Here is a 15,747-nt window from a genome sequence, read left to right as displayed (position 1 = left end):
GGCACGCTAGCCGGGCGGGCAGGGCCCGGGCCGCCTACTCTGCCGAGGGCAGAGCGGAGCCCGCGGGCCCGTCGAGGAAGGCGAGCAGCCTGCCCGTGAACCACTCCGGATCGTCCAGCCAGGGGAAGTGACCGGCGCCGGGCTGGACGCTGAACTCGGCCTTCGGGAAGGCCTCGGCGGCCCGTCGGGCGAGGTCGGGACGGGGGCCGCCGTCGAGTTCTCCGGCGAGCACGAGGACCGGTGCGGTCAGGTGGGTGAGGGCGGCCCGGGTCGCGTCGGGGGTGAAGGCACCGTCGCCGGAGTACCGCTCGCACGCCTCGTCGTTGGTCTGCTCCAGCTCGGCGTCCGCGTGCGACCGGGCCGCGTCGTCCCAACGGCCGTAGAAGAACGGCAGGAACACGTCGTCGAAGTCCGCCTCGCCCGCCAGCCAGGCCCGGAACGCGGGGAACGCCTGAGCGAACCACGGCTCGGCCGCGCGCAGTCCGGCCACGGCCAGCCGGTCGTCGGGCGTCGTCTGCAGGCCGAGCGCGGACGGGTTGGGGGTGATCAGCAGCAGCCGTCCGACCCGGTGCGGGTGGCGGGCCGCGTAGAGCATCGCCAGGGCGGCGCCCGCCGAGTGCGCGAGCAGATCCATGCGTTCCAGGCCCAGGTGGGCCCGCCATGCCTCCACGTCCTCGACCATGCGGTCGCAGCGGTACGTCGCCGGGTCCGCCGGGGCGGCCGAGTCCCCGGTGCCGCGCAGGTCCAGGAGGGCGAGCCGGCGGTGTGCGGTCAGCCCGCCGAGGTCACCGAGGTAGGCGGAGGCGCGCATGGGGCCGCCGGGCAGGACGACGAGGGGCTCGCCCGCGCCCCGCAGGTGGTAGGCGAGCCGGGTGCCATCGGTCGCGGGGAAGGTCGGCATGGGGGTGATCATCCAGGTCCGCCGCGGCGGGGCGCAACGTCTTTGCACGGGGGACGCGTGGCCCGCAAAATCCGCGCCCCCCTCTTGCCTCACGGCGCATGACCTGAATTACTGGCCCCGAACAGGTCGACCGAACGATCGGTCGCCCGGAATGTACGGTCGGCAAGGGAGACGTCCCGATGACGGACACGACGGATCTGCTCGACGCGGGCGAACGGCTCGGGCCCGACGAGCTGCGGGCCCTGCAACTGGAGCGGCTGCGCTCCACCCTGCGGCACGCCTACGACCACGTGCCGTTCTACCGGGACTCCTTCGACAAGGCCGGCGTGCGCCCCGAGGACTGCCGCTCGCTCGCGGACCTCGCCCGCTTCCCGTTCACGACCAAGGCGGACCTCAGGGAGAACTACCCGTACGGCATGTTCGCCGTTCCCCGGGAGCGGATCCGCCGGCTGCACGCCTCCAGCGGCACCACGGGCCTGCCCACGGTGGTCGGCTACACGGACGACGACCTCTCCATGTGGGCCGACATGGTGGCGCGCTCGCTCCGCGCCGCCGGCGCGCGGCCCGGCGACATCGTGCACGTGGCGTACGGCTACGGGCTCTTCACCGGCGGCCTGGGCGCCCACTACGGCGCGGAGCGCCTCGGCTGTACGGTCGTGCCGGCCTCCGGCGGGATGACGGCCCGGCAGGTACAGCTCATCCGGGACCTGAAACCGGCCGTGATCATGGTGACCCCCTCCTACATGCTGACACTGCTGGACGAGTTCGAGCGGCAGGGCGTGGACCCGCGCACCACCTCGCTGCGCGTCGGCGTCTTCGGGGCCGAGCCCTGGACCGAGCAGATGCGGCGCGAGATCGAGGAACGCTTCGCGATCGACGCCGTCGACATCTACGGGCTGTCGGAGGTGATCGGCCCCGGTGTGGCGCAGGAGTGCGTGGCGACCAAGGACGGGCTGACCGTGTGGGAGGACCACTTCTATCCGGAGGTGGTCGACCCGATCACGGGCGAGGTCCTGCCGGACGGGGAGCGCGGCGAGCTGGTGTTCACCTCGCTGACGAAGGAGGCCATGCCGATCGTCCGGTACCGGACCCGGGACCTGACCCGGCTGCTGCCCGGCACGGCGCGGGTGTTCCGGCGGATGGAGAAGGTCACCGGGCGCAGTGACGACATGGTGATCCTGCGCGGGGTGAACCTGTTCCCGACCCAGATCGAGGAGATCGTGCTGCGCACGCCGGGGGTGGCGCCCCACTTCCAGCTCCGGCTGACCCGGGAGGGCCGCCTGGACCGGCTGACCGTCCGCGCCGAGGCCCGCCCGGACGCACCGGCGCAGACCCGGGAGACGGCGGCCCGGTCCATCGCCCTGGCCGTGAAGGACGGCATCGGGGTGTCGGTCGACGTGGAGATCGTGGATCCGGAGTCGCTGGAGCGGTCGGTGGGCAAGATCCGCCGGATCGTGGACCTGCGGTCGCGGAACGCGGGGTGACCGGCATCAGCTTCGGCTTCGGCTTCCACCGGGGGACGCTCGTATCGACGTACCCCGAAACGTCGGCGTCGCCCTATACTCCGGAGCCATGACGGACACGGACACCGCCCCCATCCCGGACCCGGACCTGGTCAACGCGCTGCGGGCACTGTCCAACCCGATGCGGCTGCAGATGCTGCGCTGGCTGCGCGAGCCCGAGCGGCACTTTCCGATGGACCGGGCCATCGCCGACCCGGCCGAGGTGGGCGTGTGCGTGAGCCACATCCAGGAGAAGGCCGGACTGGCCCAGTCGACGGTGTCGGCCTACCTGGCCGAGCTCCAGCGCGCGGGCCTGGTCCGCGCCACCCGGGTGGGCAAGTGGACCCATTACAAGCGGGACGAGCGGCGCATCGCCGACCTGGTCAGCGAGCTGGGCCGAGCCCTGTAGTCACGGACGCCCGCCATGCCTCGGGCGCACTCCCTTGCGCTTCATATCGAGAATCTGCGATATTTCGATTAATAGATCACATCGGCCGACGCACGGGGAGCAGGACACATGACGGGCCAGCACGGCTTGGATCTCGGCACGTTCGGGATCTACACCTTCGACTTCGAGCATCAGCCGGCCGCCGGGATCCGGGACGCGGTCCAGGAGCTGGAGGGCCTGGGCTGGCCGGCGCTGTGGGTGCCCGAACTGCTCGGCCGCGAGGCCCTCACCCACGCCGGCTTTCTGCTGGCGTCCAGCCGGCGGCTGAGCGTGGTCAACGGCATCGCCCAGATCTGGCCCCGCCGCGCCCGCTCGACGTACGGCGCCGCGCTGCTGCTCGCCGACGCCTACCCGGGCCGGCACGTGCTCGGCCTGGGCTTCGGCGGCGAGCCCCGGCCCGGGGTGAAGCCGCTCGCGGCCATGGCCGCATACCTGGACCAGCTCGACGAGCCGGCCGCCGCGGACCCGCCCGCGCTCCCCAACCCGCGCCCCGCCACCCCACTGCGGCGCCTCCTGGCCGCATACGGCCCGAAGATGCTGGAGCTGGCCCGTGACCGCGCCGACGGGGCCCAGACGTATCACGTGAACGTGGCGCACACGGCGCAGGCGCGGGAGATCCTCGGGCCGGACGCCTTCCTCGCCGTCGAGCACGCCGTCCTCTTCGAGAGCGACCCGGCCCGAGCCCGCGCCGCCGCCCGCGCGCACCTGCGCGGCTACCTCGAAACCCCGTACAACATCGCCAAGTTCCGCCGCCTCGGCTACACCGACGACGACCTCGGCGCCGGCGGCAGCGACCGCTTCGTGGACGACCTGGTGTTCTGGGGCGAGCCGGACGCTATCATCCGCAAGCTCCACGGACATGTGACGGCGGGCGCCGACCACGTCGCCGTCCAGGTGATCGGCGTCGAGCCGGGCGAGTCGGCCCTGCCCCACTGGCGGCTGCTGGCCGAGGCGCTGCTGCCGACGCCGCCCCGGGCACACACCGTCAGCGGCCGAAGCGGTCCCGCAGTTCGCGCTTGAGGATCTTGCCGCTGGCGTTGCGGGGCAGTTCTGACACGAACACGATGCGCTTGGGGGCCTTGAAGGCGGTGAGCTTCTCCTTCACATGGGTGATGAGCTGCTCCTCCGTCACCTCGCCGCGCGGCACGACGACGGCGGTGACGGCCTCGATCCAGCGGTCGTCCGGGAGGCCGATCACCGCGGTCTCGGCGACGGCCTCGTGGGTGTAGAGAGCGTCCTCGACCTGGCGTGAAGCGACCAGGACACCACCGGAGTTGATGACGTCCTTCACCCGGTCCACGATCGTGAAGTAGCCGTCGGCGTCGCGGACCGCGAGGTCGCCGGAGTGGAACCAGCCGCCACGGAAGGCCGCGGCGGTCTCGTCGGGTTTGTCCCAGTAGCCCTCGCACAACTGCGGCGAGCGGTAGACGATCTCGCCGGGGGTGCCGTCGGGCACGTCCGCGCCCCGGTCGTCCACCACCCGAGCCTCCACGAAGAGCACGGTGCGGCCGCAGGAGTCCAGGCGGCCCTCGTGCTCGTCGGGGGCGAGCACCATGGCCAGAGGGCCGATCTCGCTCTGCCCGAAGCAGTTGTAGAAGGCCAGCCCCGGCAGGCGTGCGCGCAGGCGCTCCAGCACCGGGACGGGCATGATCGAGGCACCGTAGTAGGCCTTGCGCAGGCCGTCGAGGTCGCGGGTGGCGAAGTCGGGCCGGCCCGCGAGCGCGATCCACACCGTGGGCGGCGCGAACAGGCTGTCCGCCCGGCCCGCTTCGATCAGGTCGAACAGGCGGTCCCCGTCGGGCGCGTCCAGGACGACGTTGGTCGCGCCGACCGCCAGGTACGGCAGCAGGAACACGTGCATCTGCGCCGAGTGGTAGAGGGGAAGCGCGTGCACCGGGCGGTCGCCCGCGCTCAGGTCGAGGGCCGCGATGGCGCTCAGGTACTCGTGCACGAGCGCCCGGTGGGTCATCATCGCGCCCTTGGGCAGAGCCGTCGTGCCGGAGGTGTAGAGCAGCTGCACCAGGTCCTCGGTGCGGGGCCCGGGGCCGTCGTACGGCGCCGCCTTCGCCTGGCGTGCCAGGAGCGAGTCCCCGGCGTCCCGGAGCGGCAACTGCCGTACGCCCTCCGGGAGTCGGCCCGCCAGGTCCGGGTCGACGAGCACGAGGGTGCTGCCGGACTGGGTGAGGAGATACGCCAGGTCGTCGCCCGTGAGGTTCTGGTTGACCGGCACATGGACCAGCCCGGCCCGGGCGCAGGCGAGGAAGGCGATCAGACAGGCGTCGGAGTTGTGGCCGTAGGCGGCGACCCGGTCGCCGGGCGCGAGTCCCTGCGCGCGCAGTACCGAGGCCGCACGGGAGACGGCGTCGTCCAGTTCCTCGTACGTCCACCGTCGCTCGCCGTACTCCAGCGCGAGGCGCGCCGGCGTGCGCCGGGCGCTGCGCCGCAGCACCCCGTCAACCGTGCTGCCGTGTCCCTGCGTCATGACTCATGATCCTCGGTCCGTCACCGGGGCAGGTCAAGCACCGAGAGGGTCACACCCCCGGTGGGCTCAACAGCTCCTTCCCTCAATGATGTTGGTAAGCACCATTGCGCAGCCACCTGAGACGGCTGGCCGTCGTCGCCGTCGCCCTGTTCACCGCCTCGTCCGCACTGCCGGCCGCCGCGGCCGCGCGGCCGGGCCACCAGGAACATCCCGCACACGGCGGACTGTCCGCCGTCATCCGCTACACCGAGTACGGCATTGCGCACATCGTCGCCGGGAACTGCGCGGACCTCGGCTTCGGCACCGGCTGGGCGCAGGCCGCCGACCAGGTGTGCACACTGGCCGACGGCTTCGTGACCGTGCGCGGCGAACGCTCGCGCTTCTTCGGACCGAATGCGGCGACCGACCAGTCGCTGTCGTCGGCCGCCCGCAAACTGTCCGGTGACCTGAGCTTCCGGGGAGCACAACAGGCAGGCACCGTAAGGAAGTTGACGGCGGCACCGGCGCCGCTGGGTCCGAGCGGGGACGTGCGGGACCTGATGCGGGGCTTCGCCTCCGGTTACGACGCCTGGCTGCGGCAGAACCGGATCTCCGATCCCGCGTGCCCGCGCTCCGGGTGGTCCGCGTGAGCGAACACCGACCGTGCGGTCCCGCCCCGGGAACGTCTCCGGGCGGGACCGCACCGCTGTCACACCGGGCGGGTACGGCCCTCCCAGTACGGGTCCCGCAGCCGCCGCTTGTAGAGCTTGCCGTTGGGGTCGCGGGGCATCTCGGCGATGAAGTCGACGCTCTTGGGCCGCTTGTAGCCGGCCAGCCGCTCGGCGCAGTGGTCGAGGAGGGCGGCGGTGAGCGCCGGGCCGGGCTCGTGGCCCGGAGCCGGTTCGACCACGGCCTTGACCGCCTCGCCCCAGTCGTCGTGCGGGATGCCGAAGGCGGCGGCGTCGGCGACGGCCGGGTGGGCGAGGAGCACGGACTCGATCTCGGCCGGGTAGATGTTGACCCCGCCGGAGATGATCATGTCGATCTTGCGGTCGCGCAGGAAGAGGTAGCCGTCCTCGTCGAGGACACCCAGGTCGCCCACCGTGAAGAAGTCACCGATGCGGTTCTTGCGGGTCTTGGCCTCGTCCTTGTGGTACGCGAAGCCGCCGGTGCTCATCTTCATGTAGACGGTGCCGAGTTGGCCGGGCGGCAGCCGCCTGCCGTCGTCGTCGAAGACCGCGAGTTCACTGATCGGCCAGGCCTTGCCGACCGTGCCGGGCTTCTTCAGCCAGTCCTCGGCGGTGGCGAAGGCACCCCCGCCCTCGCTGGCGGCGTAGTACTCCTCCACGCAGTGCCCCCACCAGTCGATCATGGCCCGCTTGACGTGGTCGGGGCAGGGGGCGGCGCCGTGGATGGCGTGCCGCATGGACGAGACGTCGTAACGGGCCCGCACCGCGTCGGGGAGGGCCAGCAACCGGTGGAACTGGGTCGGGACCATGTGGGTGTGCGTGCACCGGTGGGCGTCGATGACGCGGAGCATCTCTTCCGGCGTCCACTTGTCCATCAGGACCAGCCGGTGGCCGATGTGCAGAGACGCGCCCGCGAACTGGAGCACGGCCGTGTGGTACAGCGGCGAGCAGACGAGATGGACGTTGTCGTCGAACGGCCGGATACCGAAGATGCCGAGGAATCCGCCCAGGTAGGCCTCCTCGGGTGCCTTTCCTGACAGCGGGCGGCGGATGCCCCGGGGGCGTCCCGTCGTACCGGAGGTGTAGTTCATGACCCAGCCGAGCTCACGGTCGGCGGGCGCCGACTCCGGCTGTCCGTCCAGGAGACCGGCGTACGGCCGGAAGCCCTCGATCGCGCCGACCGCGTACCGGTGGGCCGGCGGCAGACCCGCCTCGTCGGCGGCGGCCCGTGCCGCGTCGGCGAACCGCTCGTGGGCGATGAGCACCTTCGCCCCGGAGTCGGCGACGATCCAGGCGATCTCGGGGCCGACGAGGTGGTGGTTGACCGGGACCAGATAGAGGCCGGCCTGGGTGGCGGCCAGGTGGGCGGCGAAGAACTCGACACCGTTGGGCAGGACGACGGCGAAGGCGTCGCCGCGCTCCAGCCCGGCCGCGCGCAGCCCGTGGACGAGCTTGTTGGCCGCGGCGTGCAGACGTCCGGCGGTCCACTCCTCACCATCCGGGGCGATCAGCGCCGTGCGGTCGGGGTCGTGCGTGGCCTGGGCCCAGAATCCGGCGGGGGGTGTGCTGGTTCCCGCGGGGGGTGCACTGGTCACCGAGCGCTCCTTCCGGCGATGCGGTTGATACGGTCCACGGCCCGCTCGAAGCCGCGGGTGAGGTCGTCGAAGACGGCCTGGACGCTGCGTTCGCTGTTCATCCGGCCGACGATCTGGCCGACGGGCGTGCCGAGCAGCGGTTCGACCTCGTACTTCTGGATCCGGGAGACCGCCTCGGCCACCAGCAGCCCCTGGAGCGGCATGGGCAGAGTGCCGGGGCCGGCCGGGTCGTCCCAGGCGTCGGTCCACTCGGTGCGCAGCTGGCGCGCGGGCTTGCCCGTCAGGGCACGGGAGCGGACGGTGTCGCCGGACCCGGCGGCGAGCAGTTTGCGGGTCAGCGCGGGCGCGTGCAGATCGGCTTCCGTGGTGGTCAGCCAGACGGAGCCCAGCCACACGCCCTGGGCGCCGAGCGCGAGGGCGGCCGCCACCTGCTGTCCGCTGCCGATACCGCCGGCGGCCAGGACGGGCAGCGGGTCGACGGCGTCCACGATCTCGGGGGTGAGCACCATGGTGGCGATGTCGCCGGTGTGGCCGCCGGCCTCGTATCCCTGGGCGACGACGACGTCGATGCCCGCCTCCTGGTGCTTGCGGGCGTGCCGGGCGCTGCCGGCGAGCGCGGCGACCAGGACGTCCCGGTCGTGGGCGCGGGCGACGACGTCGGCGGGCGGGGAGCCGAGGGCGTTGGCGAGCAGCTTGACCGGATAGTCGAAGGCGACGTCGAGCTGGGTGCGGGCGACCTGCTCCATCCAGCCGGTGATGCGCCACCCGGAGGCCTCGCCCTCGGCCAGCTCGGGCACCCCGTGCCCCGCGAGGGTGTCCCGTACGAACTGCCGGTGCCCCTCGGGGATCATCGCCTCGACGTCCGTCTCGGAGACGCCCTCCACCTTCTTCGCGGGCATCACCACGTCCAGCCCGTACGGCCGGTCGCCGACGTGTGCCTCGATCCAGTCGAGGTCGCGCCTGAGGTCGTCGGGAGCGGTGTAGCGAACCGCACCGAGCACGCCGAAGCCGCCGGCCCGGCTGATGGCCGCGGCGACGGCAGGGAACGGCGTGAAGCCGAAGACGGCGTGCTCGACTCCCAGTCTCTTGCTCAGCTCGGTCTGCATGGGCGCAGGATGCCGCAGCCGACGTGCCGAGGGAAGACCCTTTCTGACGTTCCGTCAGATTCCTGTGACTGCCGGGCCGTTATGGAGCAGTGGCCTCCAGCACCGCCATGGCCGCGTTGTGCCCCGGCACCCCGCTCACCCCTCCCCCGCGCACCGCGCCCGCGCCGCACAGCAGGACGTTCGCGTGCCCCGTCTCCACACCCCAACGGCCCGTGCCCTCCTGGGCGTAGGGCCAGGACAGGGCGCGGTGGAAGATGTTGCCGCCGGGCAGCCCGAGGTCCCGTTCCAGGTCGAGCGGGGTCTTCGCCTCGATGCAGGGACGGCCGTCGGCGTCGATGGCCAGACAGTCGGCCAGCGGCTCGGCGAGGTGGGCGTCGAGCTGGGCAAGGGTGGACTTCAGCAGTTCCTCGCGTACGGCGTCGTTGTCCCGGTCGAAGAGCCGGGCGGGCGTGTGCAGGCCGAACAGGGTGAGCGTCTGGTAGCCGCGCTCGGCGAGTCCGGGGCCGAGGATCGAGGGGTCCGTCAGCGAGTGGCAGTAGATCTCCGAGGGCGGCGCGGCGGGGAGTTCACCGGCGGCGGCCTGGTCGTGGGCGGTGGCGAGCTGCCGGTAGCCCTCGGCGACATGGAAGGTGCCGGCGAAGGCCTCGCGCGGGTCGGTGTCCGGGTCGCGCAGCTTCGGCAGCCGGGTGAGCAGCATGTTGACCTTGAGCTGGGCACCCTCGGCGGATTCGGGTGCCAAGTCCCCCGTGAGCGTGGCCAGTTCCTGCGGGGAGGCGTTCACGAGGACGTGCCGGGCGGCGGCGACGCCCTCGCCGTCGGCGGTGCGGTAGGTGACCTCGGCGCGCTCGCCGTCGGTGGCGATGCGCACCGCCTCGTGCCCGGTGCGCAGTTCGGCGCCCGCCGAGCGGGCCGCGGCGGCCAGTGCGTCCGTGAGGGCACCCATGCCGCCGACCGGCACGTCCCAGGCGCCGGTGCCGCCGCCGATGACGTGGTAGAGGAAACAGCGGTTCTGCACGAGGGACGGGTCGTGGGCGTCGGCGAAGGTGCCGATGAGGGCGTCGGTGAGGACCACGCCCCGCACCAGGTCGTCGGCGAAGTCCTCCTCGACGGCAACGCCGATCGGCTCCTCGAACAGGGTGCGCCAGGCGGTCTCGTCGTCGACGCGGCGGCGCAGCTCGTCCCGGGTGGGCAGGGGCTCGGTGAGGGTCGGAAAGACACGCTCGGCGACGCGGGCGGTCATGCCGTAGAAGCGCTGCCAGGCCGCGTACTCGCGCGCGCCGCCGGTCAGCCGGGCGAAGGCCGCCCGGGTGCGCTCCTCGCCGCCGCCGACGAGGAGTCCGGTCGGCCGTCCGTCGCGCTCGACAGGGGTGTACGAGGAGATGGTGCGGGAGCGGACCCGGAAGTCGAGGCCGAGATCGCGCACGATCTTCTGCGGCAGCAGGCTGACCAGGTAGGAGTAGCGCGACAGCCGGGCGTCGACGCCGGTGAAGGCGCGGGTGGACACGGCGGCGCCGCCGGTGTGGCCGAGCCGCTCCAGCACCAGGACGGTGCGGCCCGCCCGGGCCAGGTAGGCGGCGGCGACCAGGCCGTTGTGTCCACCGCCGACGATGACGGCGTCGTAGGTGCGAGTTCCCTCGGTGGCAGGCATGGTCCTTCGTAACACGCCGTGATCCACGACGACCAGAGGCACGCTCCGGCGGGGGCGGGCACCGGTGGTGCGGCTTGGCGGGGGCGCGGTGTGGGGGCCGGGCGTCGTCCAAGCCCAGGCACCGCGGGCGGCGGGCACGGCAGGAGGCCGGGCGCCCTGGGAAGCGAGCATGGCCAGGAGAGGTACGACCGGGGGCAGGCATGGCAGGAGACCATGCGCGGCCGGGGTGGGTACGGCCGGGAACCGGGCGCCACCGGAGGCCTGGCGTCGCCAGAGGCCACCGCGGGAGACCGGGCGCGGCAGACGCAGAGCCCTTCCGGACAGCGGGCGCCCCGAAGAGCAGGCACCGCCGACGAGCAAGTGCCACCAGAGGCCGCGTGTTCCCGGAGAACAGACACCGCCGGAGACCAAGCGCTCCCGGAGAACAGCCCCCCAGAGCCCCGGCGCCACCGGATACCAGGAGCGCGCGAGACCAGACACCACTGGAGCTTGAACGAACGCCAGGAGCCGGCGCGGCCGGAGGCCGAGTGGCGTCGACGATCAGGCGCCGCCGGGCGTCGGGCGTTGGCGGACCACTGCGACACGGCGGTACAGCTCACCGGCCTCGGTGCCCCGGCCGAGTCGCTCCAGGCAGTGGGCCTCGTCGTTGCGGCTGGCGAGGGTGTCGGGGTGGTCGGGGCCGAGGACGCGCTCGCGGGCGGCGGCGACCCGGTGGTACTCGGCGAGCGCCTCGCCCCACCGGCCCAGCCAGCCCAGGGCGACCGCGACCTCCCGGCGGCTGACGAGCGCGTCCGGGTGGGCGGGCCCGAGGGCCTGCTCGCGCAGCAGGCACACGTCACGGGCCTCGGCCAGAGCCTCCTCCCAGCGGCCGATGCGGCCGAGGTTGACCCCGAGGCCGTGCCGGGCGCGCAGGGTGTCGGGGTGGTCCGGCCCCAGGACGCGGGTGCGGTCCTCGATCAGGTCGCGGTACAGCCGCAGGGCGTCCGCGCTGCGGCCCAGCCGGCCGAGGCTGAGCGCGGTCTCGTAGCGGGCGGCAAGGGTGTCGGCGTGGTCCGGACCGAGCACCCGCGCCCGTGCCGCGGCGACCTCCCGGTACAGCCCGAGAGCCTCACTCCAGCGCCCCAACTGCCCCTGGACATAGGCGACTTCGCAGCGTGAGACGAGGGTGTCCGGATGGTCCGCACCGAGCACACGCGCCCGTGCCGCGGCCACGTCGAGGGCCGCGCGCAGCGCATCGTCCAGGCGGCCGAGCCGACCGAGGGTGCAGGCGAGATTGTGCCCGCAACGCAGCGTGTCCGGGTGGTCGGGGCCCATGGCCCGCACCCGGGCGGCCAGCACCGCGGCGTACACCTGATGGGCCTCGAAGTGGCGGCCCAGCCGACCGAGCACGTAGGCGGTCTCCTGGCGGGCGGCGAGCGAGTCGGGGTGACCGGCGCCGAGGACGCGCGCTCTCGCCTCGGCGATGTCCGTGTAGGCCGCCAGCGCCTCGGTGAAACGGCCACCGCGGACGAGGCGCTCCGCGGGCAGGGCCGTGATGGACCGCCGGTCGACCGCGGGACCGTCGGGGAGGTCGGGGCCGGTTGCGTCCACGTGACGGCTGCCGCCCGCCGGACACGGCGGCCCCGCACTCCTTCGGGCCGCCTCCCGCGCGCCGCCGACCCGGGCCGGTGCGTGCCCTGCCCTGATCCGGCGGACCAACTCCCCCGCGTCGTACGGCCGTTCCTCCGGCCGCTTGGCGAGCAGGTCGAGGATGATCCCCTCCAGGTGGGCGGGCAGTTCGGGGCGCAGTTCGCGCAGTGGCCGCGGCGGGGTGTCCCGGTGGCCGATGAGGACCGCCCAGGCGTCCGCCAGGTCGAACGGCGGCGCCCCGGTGGCGATTTCGTAGAGCACGCAGCCCAGCGAGTACAGGTCGCTGCGCCGGTCCACCTCGCCGCCGCCGATCTGTTCCGGGGACATGTAGTGCGGGGTGCCCAGGGCGACGCCGGTGCCGGTCAGCCGGGCCGTGAAGCCGATGTCCTGGCCGAGGCGGGCGATGCCGAAGTCACAGATCTTCACGGTGCCGTCGGCCAGCCGCACGATGTTCGCGGGCTTCAGGTCCCGGTGCACGATGCCGCGTTGATGGGTGTAGGCGAGGGCGGCGGCGATCTGGTCGGCGATGTCCGCCACGTCGTCCACAGGCAGCGGATGCCCCTTGTTCTCCTCCAGCATGCGGCTCAGGTCGCGGCCGTCCAGCAACTCCATCACCAGGTACGGCATGCCGTCGCACTCGCCGAAGTCGTGGACGACGGTCACCCCGCGGTGCGAGAGCGCGGCGGCCACCCGGGCCTCACGGCGGAACCGCTCCCGCAGCACGCCGGAGAGGGCCGGGTCGTGGTAAGGCCCCAGCGGTTTGAGGCACTTCACCGCGACCTGTCGGCCCAGGGACTCGTCGCGGGCCCGCCACACCTCGCCCATCCCGCCCCGCCCGAGCAGTTCGAGCAGCCGGTACCGGCCCTGAACGAGCCTGTTCTCCCCCATAGCGATCCGCCGCCCCGTCGCCCTCCGCCTCCGCCCCCGGAGACCCGGCCCGGACCGCATCCGGCCGCATCGCGCCGACCCGATCCGCGCCACACCCCCCTGCTCGTCCAGTATGGCGGTCTGTCGTCCACGTTTGTACGGTGCCGGACGCGCGTCCGGGCCGAGCCCCGCCATCGCGCGCAGCACGTGTTTGGGCGGCAACTGCCTGCGCAGACGTGCGGGAACGCCGCGCAACAGCCTGCCCGTGGCCCGCAGCCGACGGGTCACGACCGCAGGCTCGGGGGCCGGTCTGCCGTACAGCTCATGGGCGTACAGAGGCAGAGCGGCGTACGCCAGGCGGGCCAGGCGCCGCCACAGCACCTCGCGCGCCGGCATGAGGAGGGGATGCGTCGGCGGGCGGAGGAGGAACTCGCCCCCCGCCCGCGCCTCGGGTCCCGCGGCCGGTTCCGTGCGGCTCCCCGGCACCGTCTCGGGGCCGAGGCCCACCAGGCGTGCGCTGACGCGGTGTTCGGCGACGTCGCGGTCGGCGGGGGCGTCGGCGGGGGGAAAGCCGGATCCCCTGTGCCCGCGGGCTAACGCCGTACCCTCGGCATCCCCAGACCGATCCAGGAGATGATCTCGCGCTGGATCTCGTTGTTGCCGCCGCCGAAGGTGAAGATGACCGCCGAGCGGTAGCCCCGCTCCAGTTCGCCGTGCAGGACGGCGCCCGCCGAGCCCTCCTTGAGGGGTCCGGCCGCCGCGACGATCTCCATGAGCCAGGCGTAGGCGTCCCGGCGGGCCTCGGAACCGTAGACCTTGACGGCGGACGCGTCCTGCGGGGTGAGCGTGCCCTCCTGGACGGCCGTGACCATCTGCCAGTTCATGAGCTTCATCGCGTCGAGCCGGGTGTGGGTGCGGGCCAGCAGCCGACGCACCCAGCCCAGGTCGGCGACCCGGCGGCCGTCGGCGAGCTTGGTCTCCCGGGCCCAGCGCTGGACGTCGAACAGGGCGCGGATGGCCATCGTGCCGTGGGCGGCGAGGGTGACGCGCTCGTGGTTGAGCTGGTTGGTGATCAGCCGCCAGCCCTGGTTCTCCTCACCGACGCGGCGTGAGACCGGGACGCGGATGTTCTCGTAGTAGCTGGCGGTCGTGTCGTGCGAGGCGAGGGTGTTGATGACGGTGCACGAGTAGCCGGGGTCGGAGGTCGGCACCAGCAGCATGGTGATGCCCTTGTGCGGCGGGGCGGCGGGATCGGTGCGGGTGGCGAGCCACACCCAGTCCGCGGTGTCGCCGTTCGTCGTCCAGATCTTCTGCCCGTCGACGACGTACTGGTCGCCGTCGCGCACGGCCCTGGTCTTCAGGGCCGCCAGGTCGGTGCCGGCGTCGGGCTCGCTGTAGCCGATCGCGAAGTCGATCTGGCCGGAGAGGATGCGCGGCAGGAAGTACGCCTTCTGCTCCTCGGTGCCGAAGCGCATCAGCGTGGGTCCGACGGTGTTCAGCGCCATGAGCGGCAGCGGTACGCCGGCCTGCGCGGCCTCGTCGAAGAAGATGAACTGCTCCATCGCCGTCATGCCGCGCCCGCCGTACTCCTTCGGCCAGCCCACGCCGAGCCAGCCGTCGGTGCCGAGCCGGCGGATGGTGTCGCGGTAGAACCGCTTCTGCGCGGCCGGGTCGGCGTACCGGGCGTAGGCGTTGTCCGGAACCAGCTGCGCGAAGTAGGCGCGCAGCTCGGTGCGCAGCCGCTGCTGCTCGGGTGTGTGGTCGAGGTGCACGGCGCCTCCAGGCTCCCCAAGGGCGGTCCTGACGGCGCACACCGTAGAACGTGTTCCAGAAATAGGGAATGACACGCCCAGGTCGAATTCCGGCGGCGGCCCGACGGGGCGGAGTCGCCGTGCGTCCACCACCGGTCACGCACAGTGTCCGGTTCGCCCGGGTTTGAGCGGGGTATTCCTGTCCTATGAGTACCGCATCGACGCAGCTGGCCGCAGCGAGCGGCCTCATGAGCCTCGTCCTGTTCGTCGTGGCCGTGGGTGTCCTCGCGCTGCTCGCCGGCGGATTCTGGATGAACTCCCGAGTCAAGTACCGCGAGTCCCCCCGCCCCCGCCCCGAGGAGCAGCCCACGCTGCCGCCGGAGGGGCCGGTGCGGGAAGTCCGGGAGAACAGGGAATCCCAGGAGGTTCCCGTGATCCCCAAGGGCGGCCGCCCGCTCACCCCGTACGAGCTGAGCAACCAGGACACCAGGCCGAGCGCGTCGAAGGAACGTCCGCGCTGGAGCCGGGGGTCCAGCGGCTCGTTCGGCGGCGGCGGACTCGGCGCCCACTGACCCCGATCCCGACGACCCTGTCGACCAGAGCGCACATCAGCCCCGGCCCGCGCCGGTCCGTCGTACGCCCCTAGGAGTCCTTCCGGGCGGTGTCCAGGCGGTCGACGCGGGCCATGTTCTGCCGGTCCTCGGCGTCCTGGCTGGGCTCGGCTGCGAACCAGGCGTCGAGGATCTCGTTCAGCACCGGTGCGGAGGTCAGACGCAGGCTGAGCGCGAGCACGTTGGCGTCGTTCCAGCGACGGGCGCCGTCCGCGGTCACGGCGTCCGTGCACAGGGCCGCGCGGACGCCGGGCACCTTGTTGGCCGCGATCGACGCGCCCGTGCCTGTCCAGCAGCACACCACCGCCTGGTCGGCCGCGCCCTCGGCCACGTCCCGGGCAGCCGCCTCCGAGCAGACCGCCCACTGCGGATCGGCCCCACGGCACAGCGCGCCGTGCGCCCGCACCTCGTGGCCGCGTCGTGCCAGCTCGGCGAGGAGGAGCCGGGCGACGGGTTCGTCCATGTCGGAGGAGACGGAGATCCGCATACCGGCGAGCGTAGCGGCTCCGCCGGGAGTGCCGTGCGGCCCGACGGGGGCG

Annotated in this window: 12 protein-coding genes and 1 pseudogene; 5 read left to right on the top strand and 8 right to left on the bottom strand. The window is 72.9% G+C overall.

What is annotated here, in order from left to right; translation table 11 throughout:
* Nucleotides 1-34 precede the first annotated feature (34 nt).
* Nucleotides 35-901, bottom strand: a complete 867-nt coding sequence (locus tag BIV25_RS33225; protein WP_177235500.1) for an alpha/beta fold hydrolase — start codon at nt 899-901, stop codon at nt 35-37.
* Nucleotides 902-1,080: 179 nt separating this feature from the next.
* Here BIV25_RS33225 and paaK point away from each other — a divergent pair, with 179 nt between their 5' ends.
* The 3 genes from paaK (at nt 1,081) to BIV25_RS33210 (ending at nt 3,871) form a co-directional block, all read left to right on the top strand.
* Entirely contained in the window at nt 1,081-2,385 is a 1,305-nt protein-coding gene (gene paaK / locus BIV25_RS33220) for a phenylacetate--CoA ligase PaaK (protein WP_071376204.1), read from the top strand.
* 88 nt (nt 2,386-2,473) lie between these two features.
* Complete coding sequence (locus BIV25_RS33215; protein WP_071376203.1) at nt 2,474-2,812, top strand: helix-turn-helix transcriptional regulator; 339 nt, start codon at nt 2,474-2,476, stop codon at nt 2,810-2,812.
* 108 nt (nt 2,813-2,920) lie between these two features.
* On the top strand, nt 2,921-3,871 hold the full coding sequence (locus tag BIV25_RS33210) for a TIGR03620 family F420-dependent LLM class oxidoreductase (protein WP_071376202.1): 951 nt from the start codon (nt 2,921-2,923) through the stop codon (nt 3,869-3,871).
* Here the strand turns inward: BIV25_RS33210 and BIV25_RS33205 are convergent.
* The gene (locus tag BIV25_RS33205) at nt 3,837-5,333 is read right to left on the bottom strand and encodes an acyl-CoA synthetase (protein WP_071376201.1); all 1,497 of its coding nucleotides are present in this window, start codon (nt 5,331-5,333) and stop codon (nt 3,837-3,839) included. The genes BIV25_RS33210 and BIV25_RS33205 overlap by 35 nt on opposite strands.
* A gap of 104 nt (nt 5,334-5,437) precedes the next feature.
* On the opposite strand from BIV25_RS33205, the pseudogene BIV25_RS33200 reads away from it, so the two are divergent.
* Nucleotides 5,438-5,953: pseudogene (locus BIV25_RS33200) on the top strand (penicillin acylase family protein); the annotation flags it as partial.
* A 68-nt stretch (nt 5,954-6,021) separates the two neighbouring features.
* Here BIV25_RS33200 and BIV25_RS33195 read toward each other — a convergent pair.
* From BIV25_RS33195 to BIV25_RS33170, 5 genes are all read right to left on the bottom strand, one after another.
* Nucleotides 6,022-7,596 (bottom strand): acyl-CoA synthetase, encoded by a 1,575-nt coding sequence (locus BIV25_RS33195; protein ID WP_071376199.1) that lies wholly within the window; start codon nt 7,594-7,596, stop codon nt 6,022-6,024.
* On the bottom strand, nt 7,593-8,702 hold the full coding sequence (locus BIV25_RS33190) for a nitronate monooxygenase family protein (protein WP_071376198.1): 1,110 nt from the start codon (nt 8,700-8,702) through the stop codon (nt 7,593-7,595). The genes BIV25_RS33195 and BIV25_RS33190 overlap by 4 nt, the downstream gene beginning before the upstream one ends.
* Before the next feature lie 79 nt (nt 8,703-8,781).
* A complete protein-coding gene (locus tag BIV25_RS33185; protein ID WP_071376197.1) occupies nt 8,782-10,350 on the bottom strand; it encodes an NAD(P)/FAD-dependent oxidoreductase in 1,569 nt (522 codons plus the stop codon).
* Nucleotides 10,351-10,890: 540 nt separating this feature from the next.
* Nucleotides 10,891-12,867 carry a serine/threonine-protein kinase gene (locus tag BIV25_RS33180; protein ID WP_071376196.1) on the bottom strand — a complete coding sequence of 659 codons (1,977 nt, stop codon included), beginning with the start codon at nt 12,865-12,867 and terminating at the stop codon, nt 10,891-10,893.
* Between the two features lie 572 nt (nt 12,868-13,439).
* Nucleotides 13,440-14,618 carry an acyl-CoA dehydrogenase family protein gene (locus tag BIV25_RS33170; protein ID WP_071376194.1) on the bottom strand — a complete coding sequence of 393 codons (1,179 nt, stop codon included), beginning with the start codon at nt 14,616-14,618 and terminating at the stop codon, nt 13,440-13,442.
* Between the two features lie 185 nt (nt 14,619-14,803).
* On the opposite strand from BIV25_RS33170, the gene BIV25_RS33165 reads away from it, so the two are divergent.
* Nucleotides 14,804-15,169: a DUF6479 family protein gene (locus tag BIV25_RS33165; protein WP_071376193.1), complete on the top strand. Its 366-nt coding sequence runs from the start codon at nt 14,804-14,806 to the stop codon at nt 15,167-15,169.
* Nucleotides 15,170-15,239: 70 nt separating this feature from the next.
* On the opposite strand, the gene BIV25_RS33160 is transcribed toward BIV25_RS33165, so the two are convergent.
* On the bottom strand, nt 15,240-15,695 hold the full coding sequence (locus tag BIV25_RS33160; protein ID WP_071376192.1) for an RpiB/LacA/LacB family sugar-phosphate isomerase: 456 nt from the start codon (nt 15,693-15,695) through the stop codon (nt 15,240-15,242).
* Between the last annotated feature and the right edge of the window lie 52 nt (nt 15,696-15,747).

It is taken from the genome of Streptomyces sp. MUSC 14 (genome assembly GCF_001866675.1).
Classification (GTDB): Bacteria; Actinomycetota; Actinomycetes; order Streptomycetales; family Streptomycetaceae; genus Streptomyces.
The sequence above is the reverse complement of the archived record's forward strand: the minus strand, read 5'-3'. Positions and strand labels throughout refer to the sequence as shown.

Coding starts and splice junctions, on each gene's coding strand:
- BIV25_RS33215 (WP_071376203.1), top strand. CDS start 2,474: ATGACGGACACGGACACCGCCCCCATCCCGGACCCGGACCTGGTCAAC.
- BIV25_RS33160 (WP_071376192.1), bottom strand. CDS start 15,695: ATGCGGATCTCCGTCTCCTCCGACATGGACGAACCCGTCGCCCGGCTC.
- BIV25_RS33225 (WP_177235500.1), bottom strand. CDS start 901: ATGCCGACCTTCCCCGCGACCGATGGCACCCGGCTCGCCTACCACCTG.
- BIV25_RS33210 (WP_071376202.1), top strand. CDS start 2,921: ATGACGGGCCAGCACGGCTTGGATCTCGGCACGTTCGGGATCTACACC.
- BIV25_RS33180 (WP_071376196.1), bottom strand. CDS start 12,867: ATGGGGGAGAACAGGCTCGTTCAGGGCCGGTACCGGCTGCTCGAACTG.
- BIV25_RS33190 (WP_071376198.1), bottom strand. CDS start 8,702: ATGCAGACCGAGCTGAGCAAGAGACTGGGAGTCGAGCACGCCGTCTTC.
- BIV25_RS33205 (WP_071376201.1), bottom strand. CDS start 5,333: ATGACGCAGGGACACGGCAGCACGGTTGACGGGGTGCTGCGGCGCAGC.
- BIV25_RS33185 (WP_071376197.1), bottom strand. CDS start 10,350: ATGCCTGCCACCGAGGGAACTCGCACCTACGACGCCGTCATCGTCGGC.
- BIV25_RS33165 (WP_071376193.1), top strand. CDS start 14,804: ATGAGTACCGCATCGACGCAGCTGGCCGCAGCGAGCGGCCTCATGAGC.
- paaK (WP_071376204.1), top strand. CDS start 1,081: ATGACGGACACGACGGATCTGCTCGACGCGGGCGAACGGCTCGGGCCC.